The sequence below is a fragment of the Shewanella sp. 125m-7 genome (genome assembly GCF_052977045.1).
Genome location: NZ_JBRILQ010000038.1, coordinates 23,445 through 45,135 on the forward strand (window position 1 = coordinate 23,445; position 21,691 = coordinate 45,135).

General features: G+C 43.5%; 12 protein-coding genes and 10 tRNA genes. 15 read left to right on the top strand and 7 right to left on the bottom strand.

Translation table 11 applies throughout. The features are described from left to right. Positions 1 to 573: 573 nt before the first annotated feature. The gene (locus ACVBIL_RS16015; protein ID WP_447167960.1) at positions 574 to 8,100 is read left to right on the top strand and encodes an ImpA family metalloprotease; all 7,527 of its coding nucleotides are present in this window, start codon (positions 574 to 576) and stop codon (positions 8,098 to 8,100) included. A 660-nt stretch (positions 8,101 to 8,760) separates the two neighbouring features. Here the strand turns inward: ACVBIL_RS16015 and ACVBIL_RS16020 are convergent. From ACVBIL_RS16020 to ACVBIL_RS16050, 7 genes are all read right to left on the bottom strand, one after another. After that, positions 8,761 to 9,138 carry a helix-turn-helix domain-containing protein gene (locus ACVBIL_RS16020; protein ID WP_447164548.1) on the bottom strand — a complete coding sequence of 126 codons (378 nt, stop codon included), beginning with the start codon at positions 9,136 to 9,138 and terminating at the stop codon, positions 8,761 to 8,763. A 217-nt stretch (positions 9,139 to 9,355) separates the two neighbouring features. Next, on the bottom strand, positions 9,356 to 10,900 hold the full coding sequence (gene lnt / locus ACVBIL_RS16025; RefSeq protein WP_447167961.1) for an apolipoprotein N-acyltransferase: 1,545 nt from the start codon (positions 10,898 to 10,900) through the stop codon (positions 9,356 to 9,358). Between the two features lie 38 nt (positions 10,901 to 10,938). Continuing rightward, positions 10,939 to 11,820, bottom strand: coding sequence for a CNNM family magnesium/cobalt transport protein CorC (corC, locus tag ACVBIL_RS16030; RefSeq protein WP_447167978.1), 882 nt, complete (start codon positions 11,818 to 11,820; stop codon positions 10,939 to 10,941). A 27-nt stretch (positions 11,821 to 11,847) separates the two neighbouring features. Further along, on the bottom strand, positions 11,848 to 12,318 hold the full coding sequence (gene ybeY, locus ACVBIL_RS16035) for an rRNA maturation RNase YbeY (protein WP_447167962.1): 471 nt from the start codon (positions 12,316 to 12,318) through the stop codon (positions 11,848 to 11,850). Then, on the bottom strand, positions 12,311 to 13,351 hold the full coding sequence (locus ACVBIL_RS16040; protein WP_447167963.1) for a PhoH family protein: 1,041 nt from the start codon (positions 13,349 to 13,351) through the stop codon (positions 12,311 to 12,313). Before ACVBIL_RS16040 ends, ybeY begins: the two co-directional genes overlap by 8 nt. 162 nt (positions 13,352 to 13,513) lie before the next feature. Continuing rightward, positions 13,514 to 14,941, bottom strand: a complete 1,428-nt coding sequence (gene miaB, locus ACVBIL_RS16045; protein ID WP_447167964.1) for a tRNA (N6-isopentenyl adenosine(37)-C2)-methylthiotransferase MiaB — start codon at positions 14,939 to 14,941, stop codon at positions 13,514 to 13,516. 95 nt (positions 14,942 to 15,036) lie between these two features. Continuing rightward, the gene (locus ACVBIL_RS16050) at positions 15,037 to 15,408 is read right to left on the bottom strand and encodes a hypothetical protein (RefSeq protein WP_447167965.1); all 372 of its coding nucleotides are present in this window, start codon (positions 15,406 to 15,408) and stop codon (positions 15,037 to 15,039) included. 266 nt (positions 15,409 to 15,674) lie between these two features. On the opposite strand from ACVBIL_RS16050, the gene ACVBIL_RS16055 reads away from it, so the two are divergent. The 14 genes from ACVBIL_RS16055 (at position 15,675) to ACVBIL_RS16120 (ending at position 21,666) form a co-directional block, all read left to right on the top strand. Further along, positions 15,675 to 16,874, top strand: coding sequence for an FAD-dependent monooxygenase (locus ACVBIL_RS16055; RefSeq protein WP_447167966.1), 1,200 nt, complete (start codon positions 15,675 to 15,677; stop codon positions 16,872 to 16,874). Between the two features lie 315 nt (positions 16,875 to 17,189). Continuing rightward, on the top strand, positions 17,190 to 17,774 hold the full coding sequence (gene pth, locus ACVBIL_RS16060) for an aminoacyl-tRNA hydrolase (protein ID WP_447167967.1): 585 nt from the start codon (positions 17,190 to 17,192) through the stop codon (positions 17,772 to 17,774). Between the two features lie 53 nt (positions 17,775 to 17,827). Next, positions 17,828 to 18,919: a redox-regulated ATPase YchF gene (gene ychF, locus ACVBIL_RS16065; protein WP_447167968.1), complete on the top strand. Its 1,092-nt coding sequence runs from the start codon at positions 17,828 to 17,830 to the stop codon at positions 18,917 to 18,919. 706 nt (positions 18,920 to 19,625) lie between these two features. After that, positions 19,626 to 19,702: transfer RNA gene (locus ACVBIL_RS16070), tRNA-Met, on the top strand. Positions 19,703 to 19,865: 163 nt separating this feature from the next. Then, positions 19,866 to 19,950, top strand: a tRNA-Leu gene (locus ACVBIL_RS16075). A gap of 50 nt (positions 19,951 to 20,000) precedes the next feature. Continuing rightward, positions 20,001 to 20,075: transfer RNA gene (locus tag ACVBIL_RS16080), tRNA-Gln, on the top strand. Between the two features lie 5 nt (positions 20,076 to 20,080). Beyond that, positions 20,081 to 20,157, top strand: a tRNA-Met gene (locus tag ACVBIL_RS16085). Between the two features lie 133 nt (positions 20,158 to 20,290). Then, positions 20,291 to 20,375 (top strand) — tRNA-Leu (locus ACVBIL_RS16090). Positions 20,376 to 20,423: 48 nt separating this feature from the next. Next, a tRNA-Gln gene (locus ACVBIL_RS16095) sits at positions 20,424 to 20,498 on the top strand. An 85-nt stretch (positions 20,499 to 20,583) separates the two neighbouring features. Next, a tRNA-Leu gene (locus ACVBIL_RS16100) sits at positions 20,584 to 20,668 on the top strand. A gap of 20 nt (positions 20,669 to 20,688) precedes the next feature. Further along, positions 20,689 to 20,763, top strand: a tRNA-Gln gene (locus tag ACVBIL_RS16105). Positions 20,764 to 20,849: 86 nt separating this feature from the next. Continuing rightward, positions 20,850 to 20,934 (top strand) — tRNA-Leu (locus ACVBIL_RS16110). A 20-nt stretch (positions 20,935 to 20,954) separates the two neighbouring features. After that, positions 20,955 to 21,029 (top strand) — tRNA-Gln (locus ACVBIL_RS16115). 178 nt (positions 21,030 to 21,207) lie between these two features. Next, the gene (locus ACVBIL_RS16120; protein ID WP_447167969.1) at positions 21,208 to 21,666 is read left to right on the top strand and encodes a hypothetical protein; all 459 of its coding nucleotides are present in this window, start codon (positions 21,208 to 21,210) and stop codon (positions 21,664 to 21,666) included. Positions 21,667 to 21,691 lie beyond the last annotated feature (25 nt).

A 21,691-nucleotide genomic window follows, 5' to 3' on the forward strand; every position in this document is an offset into this window, starting at 1 on the left:
ACGGTCATGATATTTAAGGTGGTTGCATGAAGTGGATAACCTTGGGTGAATATTAATCCAGTTTTAAATCTTTATATTTGATTCTATTTTGGTGTGAAATGTCTATGTTTTTCATTATCTTTCTATCTAAGTAGTAATATATTGTGTCAAAAAAATGACCCTTATCAATGCTAGTTACTTTAGTGTTTAAAACTTATTATTTTATTGGTTAGTACTAATCGGTTTGTTATTGATGTTAGCTGGTGGAAAATAAATTCGATTTATACTCTGGTTTTTGCGTAGTTATTTTCAGTTGTGATGAATGTTATTTTGTTTTGATGTAACAAGTCGGTGTTGCGTGTTTATGAACTCTTTTTGTTTTCTTTGTTATGCCTGCGTTTGAGGCTTGCAATGTTATAGATTTATGTTGTTTCGTTTGCCGTCATATTTATGACACGCCGAAATTACTAAGTGTATAGAAAGAAATTGTTTTTACATGGCTAGTTAACGTTTATTAAGTGACGGGTTTTATATAGCGAAAAACAAAACTGTTATAATAAAACGAAAAAATAAAATTGAATGTGAAGGTAACTAATGAAGAAAATTAGCGCCGCGGGAGCACTGCTTCTTTTATCTTGTAGTCAGTCTGTTTATGCTAAAGATGAAAGTACAACATCTATAAATTTGAGCGTTTATGCCGCTTTAGAAGTGGTAAAAATCACTGAAGAGAGCATAAGGTTTAGTTGGGAACTCGATGATGAGGCTTTTGCTTACATTGTCATGCGAGATGGGGTAAAAAAAGCGACAGCCGGTACCACAACGGATTGGTTTTATGACCCAAGAGTAGAGGAAGGCACCACTTATCATTATGAGGTGATAGCTTGGACACCTAAAGGGAAATACACCATAGCTGCTAGCTCAATTACAACAAGCTCTTCGGGGATTATTTCAGCTAAAGACCCATACATTATTGAAACGACAGCTAGCAGTATCAAGTTCGGCTGGACTCCTTCAAAGAATGCTACGGGATATTTTATCAAGCGTGATGGTAAGCAAATTGCCATCGTAGGCGTGAGCACTTCTTGGTACATAGACTCAGGAGCTGAAGCCGATACTAGTTATCAATACGAAATTATTGCATTTGGTCCGGACGGTAGAGAAGGGCCGCCTGTAACATTATCAGCAGCAACTGACTCACTGCCAGTTAATGCAGTGACAGGACTTAATATTAGTGAGTTGAGCCATGAAAATGTGACGCTTAATTGGACCGATAATCATAATGCTGCTGGACATATCGTTAAACGTGATGGTCAGCAAGTGGCGACACTTGGTAGCGGCGTAACGCACTACAGTGATAGCGATGTTACCGCAGAAACCAATTACCGCTACGAGGTGATCGCCCTTGATGCCAAAGGTAAGCAATCAGAGCCTGCAACGATTTCTGCGATGACAGACTCACTGCCAGTTAATGCCGTGACAGGGCTTAATGTTAGTGAGTTGAGCCATGAAAATGTGACGCTTAATTGGACCGATAATCATAATGCTGCTGGGTATATCGTTAAACGTGATGGTCAGCAAGTGGCGACACTTGATAGCGGTGTAACGCACTACATTGATAGCGATGTCACCGCAGAAACCAATTACCGCTACGAGGTGATAGCCCTTGATGGTAAAGGTCAGCAATCAGAGCCTGCTACGGTTTCTGCGACGACAGACTCACTGCCAGTTAATGCCGTCACAGGGCTTAATGTTAGTGAGTTGAGCCATGAAAATGTGACGCTTAATTGGAGCGATAATCATAATGCTGCTGGATATATAGTTAAACGTGATGGTCAGCAAGTGGCGACACTTGATAGCGGTGTAACGCACTACAGTGATAGCGATGTCACCGCTGAAACCAATTACCGCTACGAGGTGATAGCCCTTGATGCCAAAGGTCAGCAATCAGAGCCTGCTACGGTTTCTGCGACGACAGACTCACTGCCAGTTAATGCCGTGACAGGGCTTAATATTAGTGAGTTGAGCCATGAAAATGTGACGCTTAATTGGACCGATAATCATAATGCTGCTGGATATATCGTTAAACGTGATGGTCAGCAAGTGGCGACACTTGATAGCGGTGTAACGCACTACATTGATAGCGATGTCACCGCTGAAACCAATTATCGCTACGAGGTGATAGCCCTTGATGCCAAAGGTAAGCAATCAGAGCCTGAAACAGTTTCAGCTACAACGGATCCTACCCAAAATAATCTTGTTGAAGAAGCGATCAGAACTGGTAATGCAATGCTGGTTGATGATCCGAATATCTTTATCGATACATTATTGGAAGAGTTTGAGTCAGAACGTTTCAAGTATGATGATATTAAACGCCAGCTATTTAATCTTAATGAAGATGGTACAGCAAAAGAAGATGGCACTAGCCTAACGTCTATTGATTGGGATGCGCACCATGACGCGGCTAGAATTAGTAGCACGTTTGGTGTTAACGGTGACACCTTGCTATCGACCAAAGGTAGTGCATTTGCGGTAATGGCCGATAATGAAACTGGACGCTCATTAGTCATGGGCGCTCACCCGTTTAGAGTCTGGTATTCAGGCTACGGTTTAGTCAGTGAAGAGATGCATCAATTTATGCGTAACACTATTAAGTGGCTTACGGGTAAAGATGAAAGCACCTTAGGCAATGTTGTTATTGCTGAAATGGCAAATGAAGGTTGGTTCCGCGATGATCCTGCGACTCGTAAATGGTTAGATGATAACTATGGTGAGCAATTAAGCTATAACGCTGAAAATGTGTGTGATGATACCGCGCTTGCAGCCTGCCTTGCTGAAAAGCCTGATCTACTCATTATCTCTCAAAAGCCGCGTTATCCAGGTTATGAAGAGGAAGTTACACGTGTCGTTAAGCAAGCGGCAGCAAGCGGTATCCCTGTACTTTACTTACATTACGACGGTGGTCAAACTGAACTAGGAAAAGAGTTATTTAATCTGTTTGATGTACGTTATCTCGCAGATAACCGTGGCGGTACGGGGACTGAGAATGTTCGTGGTTTCGATGGTAGCGCGACAATAGGGGCATTGCCTTCGCAGCTTGAAAAATATCACCAGTTATTGACAGGTTTTAGCTCGGGGGTATACAGCTTTGATATCGCTGATTGCGATAAGGGATGCGGAAATATAGCTGAATATCAAACCGAGTTTTTCAACCCGGCCAATAGTATTAGTGCTATTTTACGGCAGTTAGAACGTTTGAATATCGATCTGTTTAAGTTACCAGGCATGCGTGTCGAGAAAGTTTTAACTTTGATTGGTGATCATTACCGCACTGAAGCAAGCTTCCCTATGGGAATAAGTATTACGCCAACGGCTGACTACCTTAAAGCTTATTATGCCGACTTTACTCACTATATTACGCGTGACTATAACCCTGTTCCCAATGATCTTGGTAACTTTAGCCGTACCGACTTTAGTCATATCACACCGATAAATAAAACAGTGTCGATGCTGAGTAAGAAGAACTTTGGATCTGTGGGAGTTTACGCTATTCCTGGGCAAACGGTTCGAGTTACCCGTACCGATAATAGCCCGACGATAACGTCAATATTTGTTAATACTCTGCGTACTGGTGCGACAAAAGAGTGGGGGGCGAATAGCTATACTCGGCCCAAATGGGCGACGAGTCAAAAAATACCAATTGTGCCAGGTGAGACGATTACTTTCACTTCGGCAATAGGCGGTCCAATTCAAAGTATGTTTAATACAGCAGGTGATGAGATTACTTTTGAGTTTGAAAGTATTGGTGAACATCCGTATTGGAGTGGACCTGAAGACACCGAACGGTTTAACCAGCAAATTGCTGCTGCTGAGTATGATTGGGTTGAGATGGCGACACCATACTTTGAAGTCCACTCGCGTTTCAGTAAGTTCTTAGGCACATTAAACTATGGTGATATCGATACTATTGCTGAAGACACAAACACCTATGCACATAACTACTTATTACTGTTAGCTGGTTATCAAGGCGATGGCATTGAGCGAGTCAGTGAGATTCATGACTTTGCCGATACGAATGGTTGGGTGGTTGATACTTATAACTATGTAAAGCATATGAATGCAGACCAAGCTACCTGTGGAGCTGGCTGCTCGGGTAACCCCTATGATGCAGGGTGGGACTTTAGCATTGTAGGTCATGGTGATTTACATGAAATCGGCCATGGTATCGAAGGACGTATGCTTGGATTTAGTGGTTGGGGCTCGCATAGCCGAACCAACGCTTATTCATTTTACTCGCGCTCTCGTTATATTGTGGATAAAGGACGCGTTGCGTCATTACATAGTCAGCCTTGGGTATCAGAGTTTAATCAAGTTCAAGAGGCCTATCGAAGCGGTGACCCTATTGCTTATTTTGAAGAACGAGGGATTATTGCTAAGCATGAATTAGTTCAAGCACAGATGGTACTGTCTGCTCAGGCTAATGGCATTGTTGAAGATGGTTGGAACTTCTATGCTCGATTGCATATTGTGAACTCTAATTTCAATCGGGCTGTTAGGGAAGAAGCTACATGGCTAAGCATGCGAGATCGTCTTGGTTTTAGTGAATATAGTCGAGCCGATGCAAAAGCTGCGTCTAACAATGATCGCAATGCCATCTATATGGCAATCGCTTCTGGGCGTGATTTCCGAGAGTTCTTAACCATGTATGGTATTAGAATTTCTGAAAAAGCCTCACAGCAGATAGCAAGCTTGAACTTCGAGACTATTCCACAAATTTACTATGCAGTGAAAGGATCAGACTGGATGTATGGGCTGGACTTAGTGGTCCCGTTGCCTATCGATGGAGAGTCTGTGTGGCCAGAGGATGGGCAGTTCCCTGCGATACCTGCAATTAAGCCTCCCGTTGAAGAAGGTGAGTTGCCTAACTTACCTATCATCGATACTCCTTCACAGCAATATGACACACGTGATAGTGACTTTAGTTGCTTAGCCAATAGCGGTGTCGATATCTCTGACAATGCAGCTGTAATTAGGGCTATGTCTACGGGCTCAGTCTATATTCGATTCCGCGCAGACGCGAATGGAAAGGACATGAATTTACTGACATTTAGCAATAATGATGTCAATAAAGGCAATTTATCTGTGACTTTGAATGCCGCGAATAATGCATTACAGGTGAACGCGATGCAATCGGGCAGCAAGCAGATGAACTTAATTGCAACGGGTCAATGGCAGGATGGACAGTGGCATGCTCTTGTTTGGGTTGCCGATCAACAACAGGGAACTCGACTCTATATTGATGGCGTTGAGCAAGCACATACTCTGGCTAAGAGTTTCTTTAGCGATGCGGTCAACAGTGAGCGGTTGCATATAGGTCAACCTGACAGCCAAGGTAACATGTGTTTCGAAGGAAATATCGAACGAGTGAGCTTCTTTGACAAAGTGCTGTCGGCAGATGATATTGCCAGACTGTCAGATGCTCCTGTCGCCGATTATGTATTTGATAGTGCACCAGTAGTTAATATTGCCACCACTATGTTACGCAGTAGTCTCAACAGTAATGCAAATAGTCGCAGCGTTAGCTTCGATGCCAGAGCAACTAAGCTAGCTGAAGGTCGTGATGCACTCACTTATGAGTGGAGCTTAACTGATGGCACATTTGGCCAAGGTGAGCAGTTTGAGCATACCTTTAGTAAAGCGGGTAACTATTACGTTACGTTAAAGGTGACAGATAGTGCCGGTTACGTCGGTAGTCTAACAAAACGTGTTCCAGTATTAGCCACCACAATGCCTGCAACACGTACGTCGAGTGGCTATCCAGCCAGAAACAAAGTGATTAATGATGCCGATAGCATAGGTGAAAACTATATTGCGATTGGTGACTCGATTACAGAACTATGGACTTGGGGCTCTCCCGATGACCGAAATGGTGGTTCGATTGTGCGCGGCTTCCCTGTATGGGAGCAGTATTTCGGTAGCGAAAATACTGAAAATAGAACCAGTGCTAACTTTGGTATTTCAGGCGACAGAACCCAGTGGATGCTTTGGCGTTTAGAGGAGAACTTTGCTGGTTATAATCCTGAAGATATCAGCCTGATGATAGGGATCAATAACTATAAGAGTAACGGTGTTGTCGATACGCTAGATGGTATTACCGCGGTAGTTGAACGTTTACGTCAGCTGCAGCCACAGGCGCGTATTCATCTACATGGCTTATTACCGTCAACCCAAAAGGCATCTAAGTGGACAGTGGTCATGATAAATGAGGCCTTGAATCGTTTAGCTCAAGCGAATGACAATGTTAAGTTTGTCGATTATGGCAGTGAGTTTGTTGAAAATGGAGACATGATAAATGGTGCGATTAGCTCATCCATTATGTATGACGGCTTACACCTAACGACGATGGGCTATGAGATTTGGGGGGAACGTCTTAATTCTGACTTACACAATGCTGATAAGAAAACTGAATTTGAGTTTGATGCGAAAAAAGGCCCCATTGCAGAACAGGGCTTCACTCATAAGTTAAGCCGTGAAGGCTTTATTACTGAGACTACGTTCAATGGTAAGCCAGCGACTGAATTTAATGGTGAAGGTGGCCTAGCGCAAACATCAAATGGTTTTGATTCCGAGCTAGCAGCTAGGGTATTTAATAGTGACTGGTCATTTGTCATGGACGCAAGGATTGTGTCAGGTTCAAGACATTCATTCTACATTGGTTCAACTGGGACCCGTTTCTTGCCTATGTTTAGTATTAATAGTGCCGGAGATCTGATTGTTGCCCTTGAGGGAGGTCAAACTCATACTTTAATCGAAGAGACTGGGAGTGAGGCATACCATAAGTTTGAGATGCGTTATCAAGCGAAAACTCGAACAACTGACTTTTATTTCGATAATAAGTTAATTGATAACTGGACGGGTAGCTCGAGTAGCCATACCGGAGTCTTTCTAGGGAAAGTGACAACAAGTGGTGCAGGTGTAATGGAGCTCCGCAAGACACTGTTTTCTGTAGCGAACGAGGTCTCGGGGAAATTTAGCACAGTTGATGTTTTTCGGCACAATCAAGAAGGGGTCAATGGCAGTAAATATTATCGCATACCATCATTGATTAAAGCGCAGGATAACTCGTTACTGGCCTTTATTGAAGGTAGACCAAGTAGTGCAGATCCTGGGGCTGCCGGCATTATCAAGATGGAGATGAAGCGCTCTACTGATAATGGAACTAGCTGGGGGGAAACCGTTGTTCTTCATGAGACGATTGGTTTTGATTACTCAGACCCTCGCGCAATCTTAGATGAAGAAACTGGTGATATCATCATCATGTATACCCAGTGGGAAGATCGTTGCGCGCAAAATGGTAACTGTGCAAAACCGAGTTCACCTAATTACTTAGTGTCACGTCGCAGCCGCGATAATGGTCAAACATGGGAAGAGGCGATAGTTCATCAATACACAAAAAAAACAACTTGGCATAGCATCAATTCCGGTCCCGGAATCGGTATTCAGCTAAAGTGGCAAGCAGATCCCGCACTTAATGGTCGCTTGATATTCCCTAATATTGTTCGTGCACCAATAGAGCCTACTGAGCCGAATGCTAATATACGTTATTACACGGGTTCAGTTTACAGTGATGATAATGGTGCTACATGGCAGTTAGGAGAATTAGCACCTATTTCAGGGCCAACAGAAAGTGAGATTGTTGAGCTAGAAGATGGTCAGCTGATGATCTCTGCGCGTAATGATGGTAATGAGGTAAGTGGTGCTCGTATCTGGCTGCGAAGCAGTGATGGCGGTATTAGCTGGAGTAGAGATAATTCAGTAACCGGGATTAATATCACTAAAGTCGATACCTCGCTAGTTCGTTACCGTGCCGTTAAAGATGGAGATATGCAAAATCAGCTTATTTTTTCTGGTCCAAAAGGATCTGGTCGAAACAACCTAGCATTATGGAGTAGCCTTGATGAAGGGAAAACGTATAGCCCCCCTTATACATTAGCCTCTGGTCATGCTGGCTACTCAGCCGCAATCAAACTTGCTAATGATGGTGTGGGGATTTTGTATGAGGGAGATTCAGGCATCAGCTTTATTAGCCTAACTGCGCAAGATGTTGCCGATATGATTAAATAAAGCATTTGTTAAAAATAGCGCCTATAAGGCGCTATTTTTTTTTCAGCCCTAAACAATCGACTTCAGTAGGGGCCGTTATCATCAATTAGGCTTTGCCTGAAATAAAACAAATGAAAGTTATGGAGTAGGCTATGTTTAATGGGTTATTAGCACGCCGACTTGTTTTGAAAGTAATGTGTCCATGGAGGTGAGCTTAGCATTCCTGCGATACAGGGCTTATAAGTTCATTTAAACATATCCACGTTAGGCTCAGTGATAAAGTTAAGCTTTGCTAGAAGTGCAGTGCAAGCTTCTAAATCAGTGCCATAAATGTTCCCTACATTAATTGGCATTCCCGCCAATCCATGGCGATCAGTGATTTAGCCCACGCCTTTAAGAAAGGCCTATAGGGATATATTTACGGCGTCTTGGTAAAGCACGATAGGAAAGCTCCCTTCTAGGGAGTCTTATATGCAACAGATAGCAAAGCGACCTTCTTCAGAAGGTCACTTCTTTACTTATAAGCACATATATTAATAATATCGCGGTAATGAACGTGTTGTGAGACATTTTCAATAAGTGCGCAGGAATCACCTTGCTGCGTAGTACGATTTTGGCTTATATCTAGTATTTAAATGTTTGTCATTTCAGAAAATTAATATTCATTTTGAAGCGGTATTATTAATTTTTTCTACTTTCTAGGATGTAATCAAAATTATCTATTAAAGTGCTTATTGAGTTAAATAGCATCTTACGTTCAGATGGCGTGTATTTTGTGAGCTGTTTATGAAACTCGATCAGTTCACCAACACTGATACTTAGCCACTGAGGTAAATCTTCGGTTCCGGTAACAATCCAGCCTATTGGTTTTCTGAGGAGAAAACTAAGTGGCACGAGCTTAGTCATTGGAGGGGTTGAGGAGCCACTGGTCCAGTTAATCACTGTTCTGGCCGTAACGTTACATTCCTTTGCGATTTGAGCATTGGAAATATCAAGCTCATTTTTCCTTTTTTCAATCCGATTTGAGATAGCTTCTGTTGTAGAACTTTGATTAATCATAATACCTAATAGTTGTTAACTGTCATGATAGTTTAAGGCCGTGGCATGAAGCGGAGAACCTTAGGGCTCTCTTATTAAGCCTGTTTCAGCCTTTTTTATATGTGAATCGCAAAAATGAGGTCGCAACACAAACATAGGTATAAAAAATATGCTGTGACGGCTAATTTTAATAGAGTCGGTGTTTTTATGCGGTAGCATTGCTACCGCATAAAAAGAGCTACTTCTGATTTAAAGCAAACTTTCGAATAAAGACTACTAGGATGCTTAAAAAGCTCAATATCAACACCGGCCACTGACCAATAGTGGTGAACAGTGTGTGCCCCTTCATTAATGCTATATCGGCAACTAACACACCAGCTTCAAATTGTGGCAACTGCTCGGTGATATTGCCTTGTTCATCGACGACCGCAGTAACGCCATTGTTGGTGGCGCGCACGAGTGGCCGTCCAAGCTCTACCGAGCGCATCTGCGCGATTTCCATATGTTGCAGCGGCCCATTTGAAGTGCCAAACCAGGCATCATTTGAGACGGTCATTAATAGATCGGTATTATCATTCATGTTGGCGCGTAGCTGCTCAGGAAAGGCGATTTCATAGCAGATAGCGGGTGATATTTGATGGCCAACCGCATTGAGGTTTGGCTGGATAAAATCCCCCCTGGCAAAGGATGACATCGGCAGGTTAAAAAACGGTGCTAGTGGGCGAAGCAGTGACTCAAGCGGTACAAATTCACCAATTGGCAGTAAGTGATGCTTTTTAAATTCATTATTGCCATCACCTAGGTAATCCGGCTCTGATTGCTGTTTATGACTAGCGTTGCCCAATACGATTAATGAGTTATAGAAAGCGTCGCCATGGTTACTAATAATACCTGTGACTATCGCGGTATTATTTAAATTAGCGACCTTGTTGGCATTATAGAGGAAGTCCTTCACCATATATTCCGGAGCGGGGATAGCCGCCTCTGGCCAGATTATCAGGTCTGCAGCTAATTCTGGGCGTGATAAATCCATATATTTGAGCATGGTTGGCCACAGGGCGTCAGGCTCCCATTTCATGCTCTGAGCTATATTGCCTTGAACTAGCGCGACTTTAATTGTTTCGCCGTTTGGTTCAACCTCTGAGGTCATCGGAGCGATAAAGCTGAGCCCTGCAAGTATTGGAACTAAAACAGCGGCACTACGCCAGCGCTTAACCGTTAATAATGCTAAGGCGCCAGCAAGCATAGCAACAATAAAGCTTAACCCTAAGGTGCCAAACATCGAGGCGATAGGCTTAAGTGGCCCTTCAGTTTGACTATAACCCGCCCATAACCATGGAAAGCCAGTTAATACCCAACCCCGTGCCCATTCGGTAATGGTCCAGAGTGTAGGGAACACCAGTAAGTTACGTAACAGGGACGTCTTCGGCGCAAGCTTTTGCATTAAATAGCCCGTCAGTGCGGGATAAAGTGCTAAGTAAAGGGCAAGCAGTGCCATTAAGGCGATAGAGGCGATAAGTGGCATGCCGCCGTAGGTGTCCATGCTGACATGGACCCAGCTAATACCTATTGAGAAACAGCCAAAGCCAAAACTTAGCCAATAGCGAAAAGCTTGCTTTGCGTTTAAGTTAGCGCTTTGGTGGAGAACAAAGGCCATTGCAAGCAAATAGAGTGGCCAGATAGAGTAGGGGGCAAAAGAGAGCGCCGTAGTGGCGCCAGCCGCGTAGGCTAGCACCATTTTCGAACGCGGATGATGGGCTAATGCCCGAAGTTTATTCAGCATACAGCCTCATCATTGGGTCGTGATAACAAAGTTAGTTGCTAGGCAACAGTCTCATCATTGCTATGATTGTTATCTGGGAATTTAACTCTTAGTTGGATCAATCGACGAGTGTCGGCGCTAACAACTTTAAATTCGATATTTTGGATCATGACTTTTTCGTCACGTTCTGGTAAATGACCAAATGCATGGGACACCATACCGCCGACGGTATCAAACTCTTCATCGCTAAAGTCAGTACCAAACGCCTCATTGAAATCATCAATAGGGGTCAGCGCTTTTACCATGAATACCTGATTAGCAATTTGCTTGATCTCTGTCTCTTCAGAAGAGTCATGGTCAAATTCATCTTCGATCTCGCCAACGATCTCTTCGAGGATATCTTCAATGGTCACTAAGCCTGATACTCCGCCATACTCATCGACGACAATCGCCATATGGTATCGCTGCGAGCGGAATTCTTTAAGTAATACATCAACACGCTTACTTTCAGGAACAACGACTGCAGGCCGAATTACTTGGCGTAACTCAAATGGCTGCTCATTGTTTTTAAAGCCATACTGAATAAGATCCTTCGCAAGTAAAATACCTTCGATATGATCTTTATCTTCATTGACTACTGGAAAACGGGAGTGTGCTGAACTGATCACTGTAGATAAAACGTCTTCTACAGAATCGTTAATTTGGATAGCCACAATCTGTGCGCGTGGGATCATAATATCCCGTACTCGTAGATCGGATACTTCTAAAACACCTTTAATCATTTCGCGGGTGTCTACGCTAATCACTTCTCGCATTACTGCGTCGTGAATTACGTCTACTAATTCTTCGCGATTTTTAGGTTCGCCCTGGAACAACTGACTTACTTTCTCTAACCAGCCCTTCTTAGAGGCGTTAGTACTCGGTGGGATATCGTCACTCATAGTGTTTTCTCGACTCAATTGAGCCAATTATTGCTCCTTGTAAGGATTGTTATAACCAAGGCTTTCAATTAGTTGGGTCTCTAATGACTCCATCTCTTCAGCCTCAACATCTTCAATATGATCATACCCTAGCAGATGGAGGCAACCATGTACAACCATGTGTGCCCAATGTGCGATTAGGGGTTTGTTTTGATCAATTGCTTCTTGCTCTACCACCGCCGCACAAATCACTAAATCACCTAAGAGTGGTAGTTCAATGCCCGGTGGTGCTTCAAAGGGAAAAGACAACACATTAGTTGGTTTGTCTTTGCCACGATAAGTATTGTTCAGCATTTGGCTTTCTTCAATATCGACGATACGAATCGTCAATTCAGCCTCACTCATTGTATCTCTGATTGCTGTTTTTGCCCAAAGTTCCAACTCGGCGTTAGACGGTAGTGTAAAACCATCAACAGCGACTTGAACATCAAGATCGATAACCGCTTGATTGTCACTCATGGTTTGCAGTTTCCTGTAATTGGTATTGGCTATCTTTATTGCCTTTACTCGATTGTGCTTTTAACTCGAAGGCTTCATAAGCTTCAACAATACGTGCCACCACTGGGTGGCGTACAACATCTTTGGCTTGGAAGAAGTTAAAGCTAATTTCGTCCACTTCACCTAGCACTTCAATAGAATGGCGCAAGCCAGACTTTTGGTGCTTAGGTAAGTCTATTTGGGTGATATCGCCAGTGATCACCGCACGAGAGTTAAAGCCTATACGAGTGAGGAACATTTTCATCTGTTCAACTGTGGTATTTTGGCTCTCATCGAGAATGATAAAGGCATCATTGAGTGTGCGGCCGCGCATATAGGCAAGCGGCGCGACTTCAATGACATTGCGCTCAATTAAGCGTTCGACCTTTTCAAAGCCCATCATCTCAAATAGTGCATCATAAAGTGGGCGCAGATAAGGATCGACCTTTTGACTCAAGTCCCCCGGTAAAAAACCTAACTTCTCACCCGCTTCCACAGCTGGACGAGTGAGTAAAATTCGGCGTACTTCTTGACGCTCTAAGGCATCAACAGCTGCCGCGACCGCAAGGTAGGTTTTACCTGTACCCGCAGGACCAATACCAAAAGTAATATCGTGGCTGACGATGTTGCGTACATAGTCACTTTGGTTTGGGGTGCGCGGCTTTATCACACCACGCTTGGTCTTGATATATAACTCACTTTCGTCGCGTGGCGCTTCCATATCCAGTGCAATAGCTTCTTGGATAGCAATATGCACCGCATCAGGCTCTAAATCTGGCGTGTTGCCTTTGACTGACTGAGTTTCTATATAGAGATCTTTTAACAGATTATTAGTCGTTAAACAGTTACGCGGTGTACCGACAATCTGAAAATGATTATCACGATAGCTAATCTCAACACCAATACGGCGCTCTAATTGCTTGATATTGTCATCAAATGGGCCACAAAGCGATGCGAGTCGGCGGGTTTCCGCTGGCTCTAAATATAGATTGAGCGTGGTTAACTTATTTGACAAAAAATCACTCCCTTCATTGACGTCGGATAATACGCTAATACTGCTAGTTTACGAGCCATACTTCAGAATTGCGAATGGTATTTACCTTGCGCAGTTAAGAAGCAAAAAGCGGCATTTCAGGATGCCGCCTTTAGCGTGTTGTGATTCAATATTCTGCAGGGGTTAAGCTGGCTTATACTGGCTCACACCTAAGTCGTCATCTTGCTTATATTTCGCAGTGATGTCAGATGGGCGTAGATTACGACGTAAATCCATTTCATCTTCACCACGAACAAACACACCGCGTAGTGAGTTGGTGTAAACGTCGACAATCTCAACATCAACAAAACCACCGATATGCTTATGGCTGCCTTCAAAGTTAACCACTCGGCTATTTTCAGTACGGCCACGTAGCTCCATTGGGTTTTTAACCGATGGGCCTTCAACCAAGATACGCTGCACTGTGCCAACCATATGGCGGCTATAACGCATAGCTTGTTGCGTGATGCGGTCTTGCAAAATCGCCAGGCGCTCTTTTTTCTCTTCCAAGCTAACATCATCAGGCAGATCAGCTGCTGGCGTGCCTGGGCGCGCACTGTAGATAAAGCTAAAGCTATGGTCGAACTGTATCTCTTCAATCAGCTTCATGGTGTCAGCGAAGTCTTGTTTCGATTCACCAGGGAAACCAATGATAAAGTCAGAGCTGATTAGAATGTCAGGACGAGCTTTACGTAAACGGCGGATAATCGACTTATATTCGATTGCCATGTGTCCACGTTTCATTTGCGTTAGAATTAAGTCTGAACCTGACTGTACAGGCAGGTGAAGGAAGCTCACCAATTCAGGGGTGTCTTGGTACACATCGATAATGTCTTGTGTAAACTCAATCGGATGGCTAGTAGTAAAGCGTAGACGGTCAATACCATCAATTGCCGCCACGTAACGTAAAAGCTCTGCAAAGGTACAGATTTCATCATCGTGGGTTGCGCCACGATAAGCATTCACGTTTTGGCCGAGTAGGTTTACTTCACGCACCCCTTGCTCTGCCAACTGGGCGATTTCAAGAATGATATCGTCAAGAGGTCGGCTAACTTCTTCACCACGTGTATAAGGCACAACACAGAATGAGCAGTACTTGCTGCAACCTTCCATAATTGACACGAAGGCACTAGGGCCATCAGCGCGAGGCTCTGGCAGACTGTCAAACTTCTCAATTTCAGGGAAGCTAACATCGATGACCGCTTTCTTACCCGCTTTGATTTGATCAATCATTTCAGGCAGACGGTGTAAGGTTTGCGGACCAAAAATAAGGTCAACGCATTGAGCACGCTCTTTGATTGCCTTACCTTCTTGTGAGGCAACACAACCACCAACGCCAATAATTAGCCCTGGTTTTTTGTCTTTTAGTGTTTTCCAGCGTCCTAGCTGATGAAACACCTTTTCCTGTGCTTTTTCACGAATAGAGCAAGTGTTCAGCAGCAGAACGTCAGCTTCTTCAGCATTGTCTGTTAATGTGTAACCTTCGTATTCGTCAAGAAGATCAGCCATCTTAGAAGAGTCATACTCATTCATTTGACAGCCCCAAGTTTTAATATGGAGTTTTTTACTCATCAGTCTGTATCACTCTAGAAGCACCGAAAAAATAGCGCGACATTTTAACGCCTAAGTCTGCCTGTGGCTAGCATTTAGCCGTTAATTAAGTGAATTTATTCAGCTGATTCAAATATCCTTGAATTGACTAAAGTTTTTGATGGTTCGATGGCAGTGGCAATTTTGTCGATAATAATGCCTTGTTCTCTTGCCATTTGCATGCTGCTCGCTTTGGCTTGCTGCTGGATTTCGCTTAAGATCAGTTGATTGAAATGTTGCAACATACTAGTGGTATATTGATATGTTGCGTATTCAAGTGGGGTTCGGTAGGTGACAGTAATATGCTCTATCTGTGCAGCACTATTGTTAGCAAAGCTTATCGTTGGCAGTAGTAATGCAACTAATAGTACAGGGTAAGTAAATGCTTTCATCATGTCCTCACTGATTCCGCGATGGCGTAGCCATTTGATAGCTTGAGTGTATGGCATGGTTTGGATCTAAGCTTTGTGGTTTGTAAGCAGGTGTGAGCAAACCTGAGTTCAGACACATTTACATACGTTAGACCTCTATATCACACCAAATGACATATTTAACCGCGCTTGGTTTACAAACTGCTTTGTTTACGAGCGTGGGGCTGGGTAATCTGATTTGCGTCAAAATAGTGTAACTTTTGTTAGATAAAGCGCTAAAGTCAGTGCTTTTCGGTGTAAACTTGGAAACGAAAAATGCGTTCAGTTGTCAGGAGACAAAAGCTGTGGAACAGACGAATACTAAAAGCAATCTATATGATGCGATTGTTGTAGGTGGTGGCATGGTTGGCGCCGCGATAGCAATTGGTCTTGGTCAACTTGGATTAAAGATTGCGATAGTCGAAGCGTTTGCCCCTAAAGCTTATGATAGTGAACAAGCGATTGATCTGCGAGTGTCGGCTATTAGTGCCGCATCAGAGGCTTTATTGGAGCGCTTAGGTGCGCAGGCAGGTCTAGCTGATGTGCGAAAGGTTGCTTATAAAGGCCTGGAAACCTGGGAGATTGATGACTGCATTACCCGTTTTCATTGCGAGCAAATCGGCTCATCGCACTTAGGCCACATCGTTGAAAACCGCCTGATCCAATTGGCACTTTGGCAGCGCATGGAGCAGTTAGATAATATCAGTTTGTTTTGCCCCGCAAAAATAGCCAAGCTTACACGTCAAAAGGCGGCTGATCAGGTAAGCGTTGAGCTCGATAGCGGTGAGTTACTCGAAGCGCGTTTGTTAGTTGGCGCAGATGGCGCTAACTCTATGGTACGTCAGTGGGCGAATATTGGGATCCGTGGCTGGGATTATGCACAGTCCGCCATGTTGATTAACATTGAAACGGCTTGCAGCGAGCAAGATGTTACTTGGCAGCAATTTACCCCGAATGGCCCGCGCTCATTATTGCCTCTACCTGGCAATAACGCATCGCTAGTTTGGTACGACGATGCGAATAAAATCGCCCAATTAACACAGCTCAGCAATAGAGCATTAGCTGCGCAAATTGACCAATACTTTCCCGCACGACTTGACCGTGACTTTAGCGTTGTCGACAAGGCAAGCTTTAAGCTGACTCGCCGGCATGCACAAACGTATTATGCTGATAATCTAGTGATCCTCGGTGACGCTGCACATACCATTAATCCACTAGCAGGGCAGGGCGTCAATCTTGGTTTTAAAGATGTTGATGCGTTAGTGGATACGGTTGCTAAGCATATAGAAGATGAGCAAGGCTGGTGGCAGCCGCGGGTCTTAGCTGAGTATCAAAAGAGCCGATATAGAGACAATCAGTTAATGATGTCGACGATGGATCTGTTCTATGCCAGTTTTAGTAACGATATTTTGCCACTGAAGTTATTGCGCAATGGTGCACTTAAGTTAGCAAACATCGATTCGCCAATTAAAAAGCAGGTGCTTAAATACGCGATGGGCTTTTAATTCGTTAGCGCTATGAGTATTTGCATCATCAAACAAGCCGAATCGTGTATTCGGCTTTTTTGTGTAAGGTTTATAACGTCCTTTTTAATAATTTGCTAAGTGTGCCTCTATTGTGGTCGTAGTGACTGAAAATAGAACATTTTTTAGCAACAATCAGGGTTAAGACGTGACGCCAATTAACCTATGTTGGCGGATAATTTGTTGGCTGGCTATTTGAGTGCTAAAATGTCGCGTTTTTAATTTTGTTGTTGTGCTATTTCAGTGATGACATTGGCAATAACAAAACCAAAATTGGGCAAATACAGACTGGGTACTATGAGCAATATTAAACTGATAGTTGGGCTTGCAAACCCCGGCGCGCAGTACGAACGGACTCGTCATAATGCAGGCGCGTGGTACGTTGAAGAACTCGCTAGAGTCTGTGGTGCCACATTAGTCTTAGATAGTAAATATTTTGGCATGACGGCAAGAGTGACTTTGCACGGCAAAGATGTACGCCTGTTAATTCCGACTACCTTTATGAATTTAAGTGGTAAGTCGGTAGGCGCGTTAGCGAACTTTTTTCGTATCGCGCCAGAAGAGATATTAGTTGCACACGATGAGCTAGATATGCCGCCGGGTGTAGCAAAATTTAAGTTGGGTGGTGGCCACGGTGGTCATAATGGTCTTAAAGATATCATAGCTAAATTGGCGAATGATAAAGGCTTCTACCGTTTACGCATTGGCATTGGTCATCCTGGTGATAAAAACTTGGTAAGCAATTACGTGCTGAGTAAAGCCTCCCCAATAGATCAAGAGCTGATGGACGCAGCGATAGATGAAGCGGTCCGTTCAACAGAAGTCTTGTTCAACCAAGATATGGCAAAGGCGATGCATAGACTGCATTCTTTTAAAGCATAAACAAGTGCTTGAAGCATTGCTTCAAGTCAATCATTGATATTAAAGGTAACAATATGGGTTTTAAATGTGGCATCGTAGGCCTGCCAAACGTTGGTAAATCAACACTTTTCAACGCACTTACAAAAGCTGGCATCGAAGCGTCAAACTTCCCGTTCTGTACAATTGAACCAAACACAGGTGTTGTGCCTGTACCCGATTCACGTCTAGACGCATTGGCTGCAATTGTTAAGCCTGAGCGTGTATTAGCAACAACAATGGAATTTGTTGATATTGCAGGTTTGGTTGCTGGTGCATCTAAAGGTGAAGGTCTAGGTAACAAGTTTCTAGCTAACATCCGTGAAACTGATGCAATTGGTCACGTTGTTCGTTGTTTTGAAGATGACAACATTGTTCACGTAGCGAATAAAGTTGACCCAGCGAGCGACATCGAAGTGATTAACACTGAGCTTGCACTAGCGGATCTTGATTCATGTGAACGTGCAATCTTCCGTCAAGCCAAGCGTGCTAAAGGTGGTGATGCCGAGGCTAAGTTTGAAGTGGCTGTACTTGAGAAAATGCGTCCAGTATTAGACGAAGGTAAAATGCTTCGTTCAATGGAGCTAAGTAAAGAAGAGTTAGCGGCAATTGCTTACCTTAACTTTTTAACACTTAAGCCTACTATGTATATTGCTAACGTAGCTGAAGATGGGTTTGAAAATAACCCTCATTTAGATATCGTAAAAGCGATTGCTGAAGAAGAAAATGCAGTGGTTGTTGCCGTTTGCGCTGCAATCGAATCTGAGCTTGCAGAGATGGATGCTGAAGACCGTGAAGAATTCATGGCTGATCTTGGTCTAGAAGAGCCAGGTCTTGACCGTGTTATTCGTGCCGGTTACGAGCTACTGAACTTGCAAACCTATTTCACTGCTGGTGTTAAAGAAGTCCGCGCTTGGACAGTAAAGGTGGGCGCAAGCGCTCCACAAGCTGCTGGCGTTATCCACACTGACTTTGAGCGTGGCTTTATTCGCGCGCAAGTTATGGCATATGACGACTTCATTACCTATAAAGGTGAAGCTGGCGCGAAAGAGGCGGGTAAGCTTCGCGTTGAAGGCAAAACTTACATCGTCAAAGATGGCGATGTGATGCATTTCCTATTTAACGTATAAGCGATTTAATATCCTATACAATGAAAGCGACTAACAGTGTTAGTCGCTTTTTTTTTGTTTAATGCCACTTTGCTAACCTGTGTTTGCTAACCTTTACTTGAAGGAGCGTCTTTGGCTTCTGTTGTTTAAGTCAGATGTAGCACTGTAGAGACTGCTAATTAGCTGCCCCCCCTTAAATATAGCGTTCAACCATGTCGTTTAGAGCTATCCCTTCGTAATCCTTCTATGGCTTAGCGCTATCCCATATAAATAGAACTGAGAAATTACCCTTCGATACAGGTCTAAAATATAACTCGTGATAAAGCGCTTCTTGGTGATACGCTCTTTTGGAGGTCATGCTAAGTTGTCACGGATGGCTTTAGTCGCCTTGTTGCATCTAACGAGCGGTTTTAAAAGCTGAGTATGAGGCTAACTCAGCAGCAGCTTATGCGCTAACAAAGTAATTACTATCGATATCTGAACCGTTATTGCCGGAAAAACCAGGTGTTTGATGTGGGCTTTTTGATAAACGAGGATGTGCTGTCGTTAAAACGTGCTAAATTTCTCATATAAAAGGCGTGTTTTTGGATATCTGTTGCTCAGTTTGGTGAAGTTATCGCCGAACAATGCTTTTTCGGTTAATTAGCGAAAAAAAGCAGTTGACCTGATCCGCCCGAATAAGCATAATACGCCCCGTTCCCCAGACAGGGGGATGAAAAAGAAAGATGGCAATGTAGCTCAGTTGGTTAGAGCACAGCACTCATAATGCTGGGGTCGCAGGTTCAAATCCCGCCATTGCTACCATCTTCTTTCACTAACTTAGTTAGTGTATTATCTTCTCAGGATATAAAATACCGAGCATCGTGTTCTGGATGTTAAACAGAGTCAGTGTAAGAGTGGTGAGTGATGATATTAGACACGCCATGTTCAAACACCATCTTAATCAAGATGTAAAAACAGATGTAGTGCGGGAGTGGTGGAATTGGTAGACACGCCAGATTTAGGTTCTGGTGCCGCAAGGTGTGAGAGTTCAAGTCTCTCTTCCCGTACCATTTATTTAAATAGTGATGAGCTTGCTTGTCATTAGTAAGAAAAGATTTTTTGGGGTATCGCCAAGCGGTAAGGCACCGGGTTTTGATCTCGGCATTCCCAGGTTCAAATCCTGGTACCCCAGCCATCTTTGGCAATGTAGCTCAGTTGGTTAGAGCACAGCACTCATAATGCTGGGGTCGCAGGTTCAAATCCCGCCATTGCTACCATCTTTTTCTAGATGTAAACTAGAACCATCTTAATCCAGATGTAAAACTAGATATCGTGTGAGAGTTGTGGTGTTGATATTAGACACGCTGTATTCAAGCACCATCTTAATCAAGATGTAAAACTAGATGCAGTGCGGGAGTGGTGGAATTGGTAGACACGCCAGATTTAGGTTCTGGTGCCGTAAGGTGTGAGAGTTCAAGTCTCTCTTCCCGTACCATTATTTAACATATCGAGCTTAGGCTGGTTATGAGTTAGAAAGATTGATTGGGGTATCGCCAAGCGGTAAGGCACCGGGTTTTGATCTCGGCATTCCCAGGTTCAAATCCTGGTACCCCAGCCATTTTTAAAAGGTTGAGTAATTGACCTTGTCTTATTAGCTCTTGAGCTTATAAGATGAAGCAAGGAAACTTGCAGTAAACTTCGATGCGGGAGTGGTGGAATTGGTAGACACGCCAGATTTAGGTTCTGGTGCCGCAAGGTGTGAGAGTTCAAGTCTCTCTTCCCGTACCATCGAGTTTAAAAGATTTAATTGGGGTATCGCCAAGCGGTAAGGCACCGGGTTTTGATCTCGGCATTCCCAGGTTCAAATCCTGGTACCCCAGCCATTTTTAAAAGGTTGAGTAATTGACCTTGTCTTATTAGCGATTAAGCTAAATAAGACAAAGCAAGGCAACTTGCAGTAAACTTCGATGCGGGAGTGGTGGAATTGGTAGACACGCCAGATTTAGGTTCTGGTGCCGCAAGGTGTGAGAGTTCAAGTCTCTCTTCCCGTACCATCGAGTTTAACCAGTTTTGTTGGGGTATCGCCAAGCGGTAAGGCACCGGGTTTTGATCTCGGCATTCCCAGGTTCAAATCCTGGTACCCCAGCCATATAAAAGAAAGCCCATCTTCGGATGGGCTTTTTTGTTTCTGCGTTTCACAATCCCTCTCTGTTATATCCACTAGATGTCTGCGTTTGTTCAATCTAATCTTTAATGTGGTTGGCATAAGGCTGTTGTTCAAAATATGTGCTAGGATTCTGCTTTATATTTTTCAGGGAGGGAAGCTTATGAGGCTTTTAGCTGCCTTATCTATAGGGTTTTTATTGTCAGCGAGCAGTGCTGTACAGGCTGTACCAACGACACTTGATATTGATGACAATATCAAACCAAAGTCCTCAGATCGCTATATTCACGCCGTTCATAAAGAGCTAGTAACCAATACTGATGATCTAAATAAGATCCGTTATGCCATTCTAGAGGGGATGTTGACCACAAAGGGATTTGCTTGGGTGTATCAAGGTGAGGGAGATGGTTATATTTTGGCAAGGTTTGATTATCGCGGTGACACCAATGTTATGCGTATTGAATATGACCAATCGTTAGTACAACTCAAATATCAAGATGCCTTAGGTGATTATATTTGCCAGAACCTGATAGATGACATCTGTTATAAAAATAGCCGTGGCTATTATAACTACATAAAAAACCTGAGAAATAGCATTGGTAAGCAGCTGGCACGGCTTTAATCATTTTAAACAACTAGCGCTCAAG

Coding starts and splice junctions, on each gene's coding strand:
- ACVBIL_RS16015 (WP_447167960.1), top strand. CDS start 574: ATGAAGAAAATTAGCGCCGCGGGAGCACTGCTTCTTTTATCTTGTAGT.
- ACVBIL_RS16020 (WP_447164548.1), bottom strand. CDS start 9,138: ATGATTAATCAAAGTTCTACAACAGAAGCTATCTCAAATCGGATTGAA.
- lnt (WP_447167961.1), bottom strand. CDS start 10,900: ATGCTGAATAAACTTCGGGCATTAGCCCATCATCCGCGTTCGAAAATG.
- corC (WP_447167978.1), bottom strand. CDS start 11,820: ATGAGTGACGATATCCCACCGAGTACTAACGCCTCTAAGAAGGGCTGG.
- ybeY (WP_447167962.1), bottom strand. CDS start 12,318: ATGAGTGACAATCAAGCGGTTATCGATCTTGATGTTCAAGTCGCTGTT.
- miaB (WP_447167964.1), bottom strand. CDS start 14,941: ATGAGTAAAAAACTCCATATTAAAACTTGGGGCTGTCAAATGAATGAG.
- ACVBIL_RS16050 (WP_447167965.1), bottom strand. CDS start 15,408: ATGCCATACACTCAAGCTATCAAATGGCTACGCCATCGCGGAATCAGT.
- pth (WP_447167967.1), top strand. CDS start 17,190: ATGAGCAATATTAAACTGATAGTTGGGCTTGCAAACCCCGGCGCGCAG.
- ychF (WP_447167968.1), top strand. CDS start 17,828: ATGGGTTTTAAATGTGGCATCGTAGGCCTGCCAAACGTTGGTAAATCA.
- ACVBIL_RS16120 (WP_447167969.1), top strand. CDS start 21,208: ATGAGGCTTTTAGCTGCCTTATCTATAGGGTTTTTATTGTCAGCGAGC.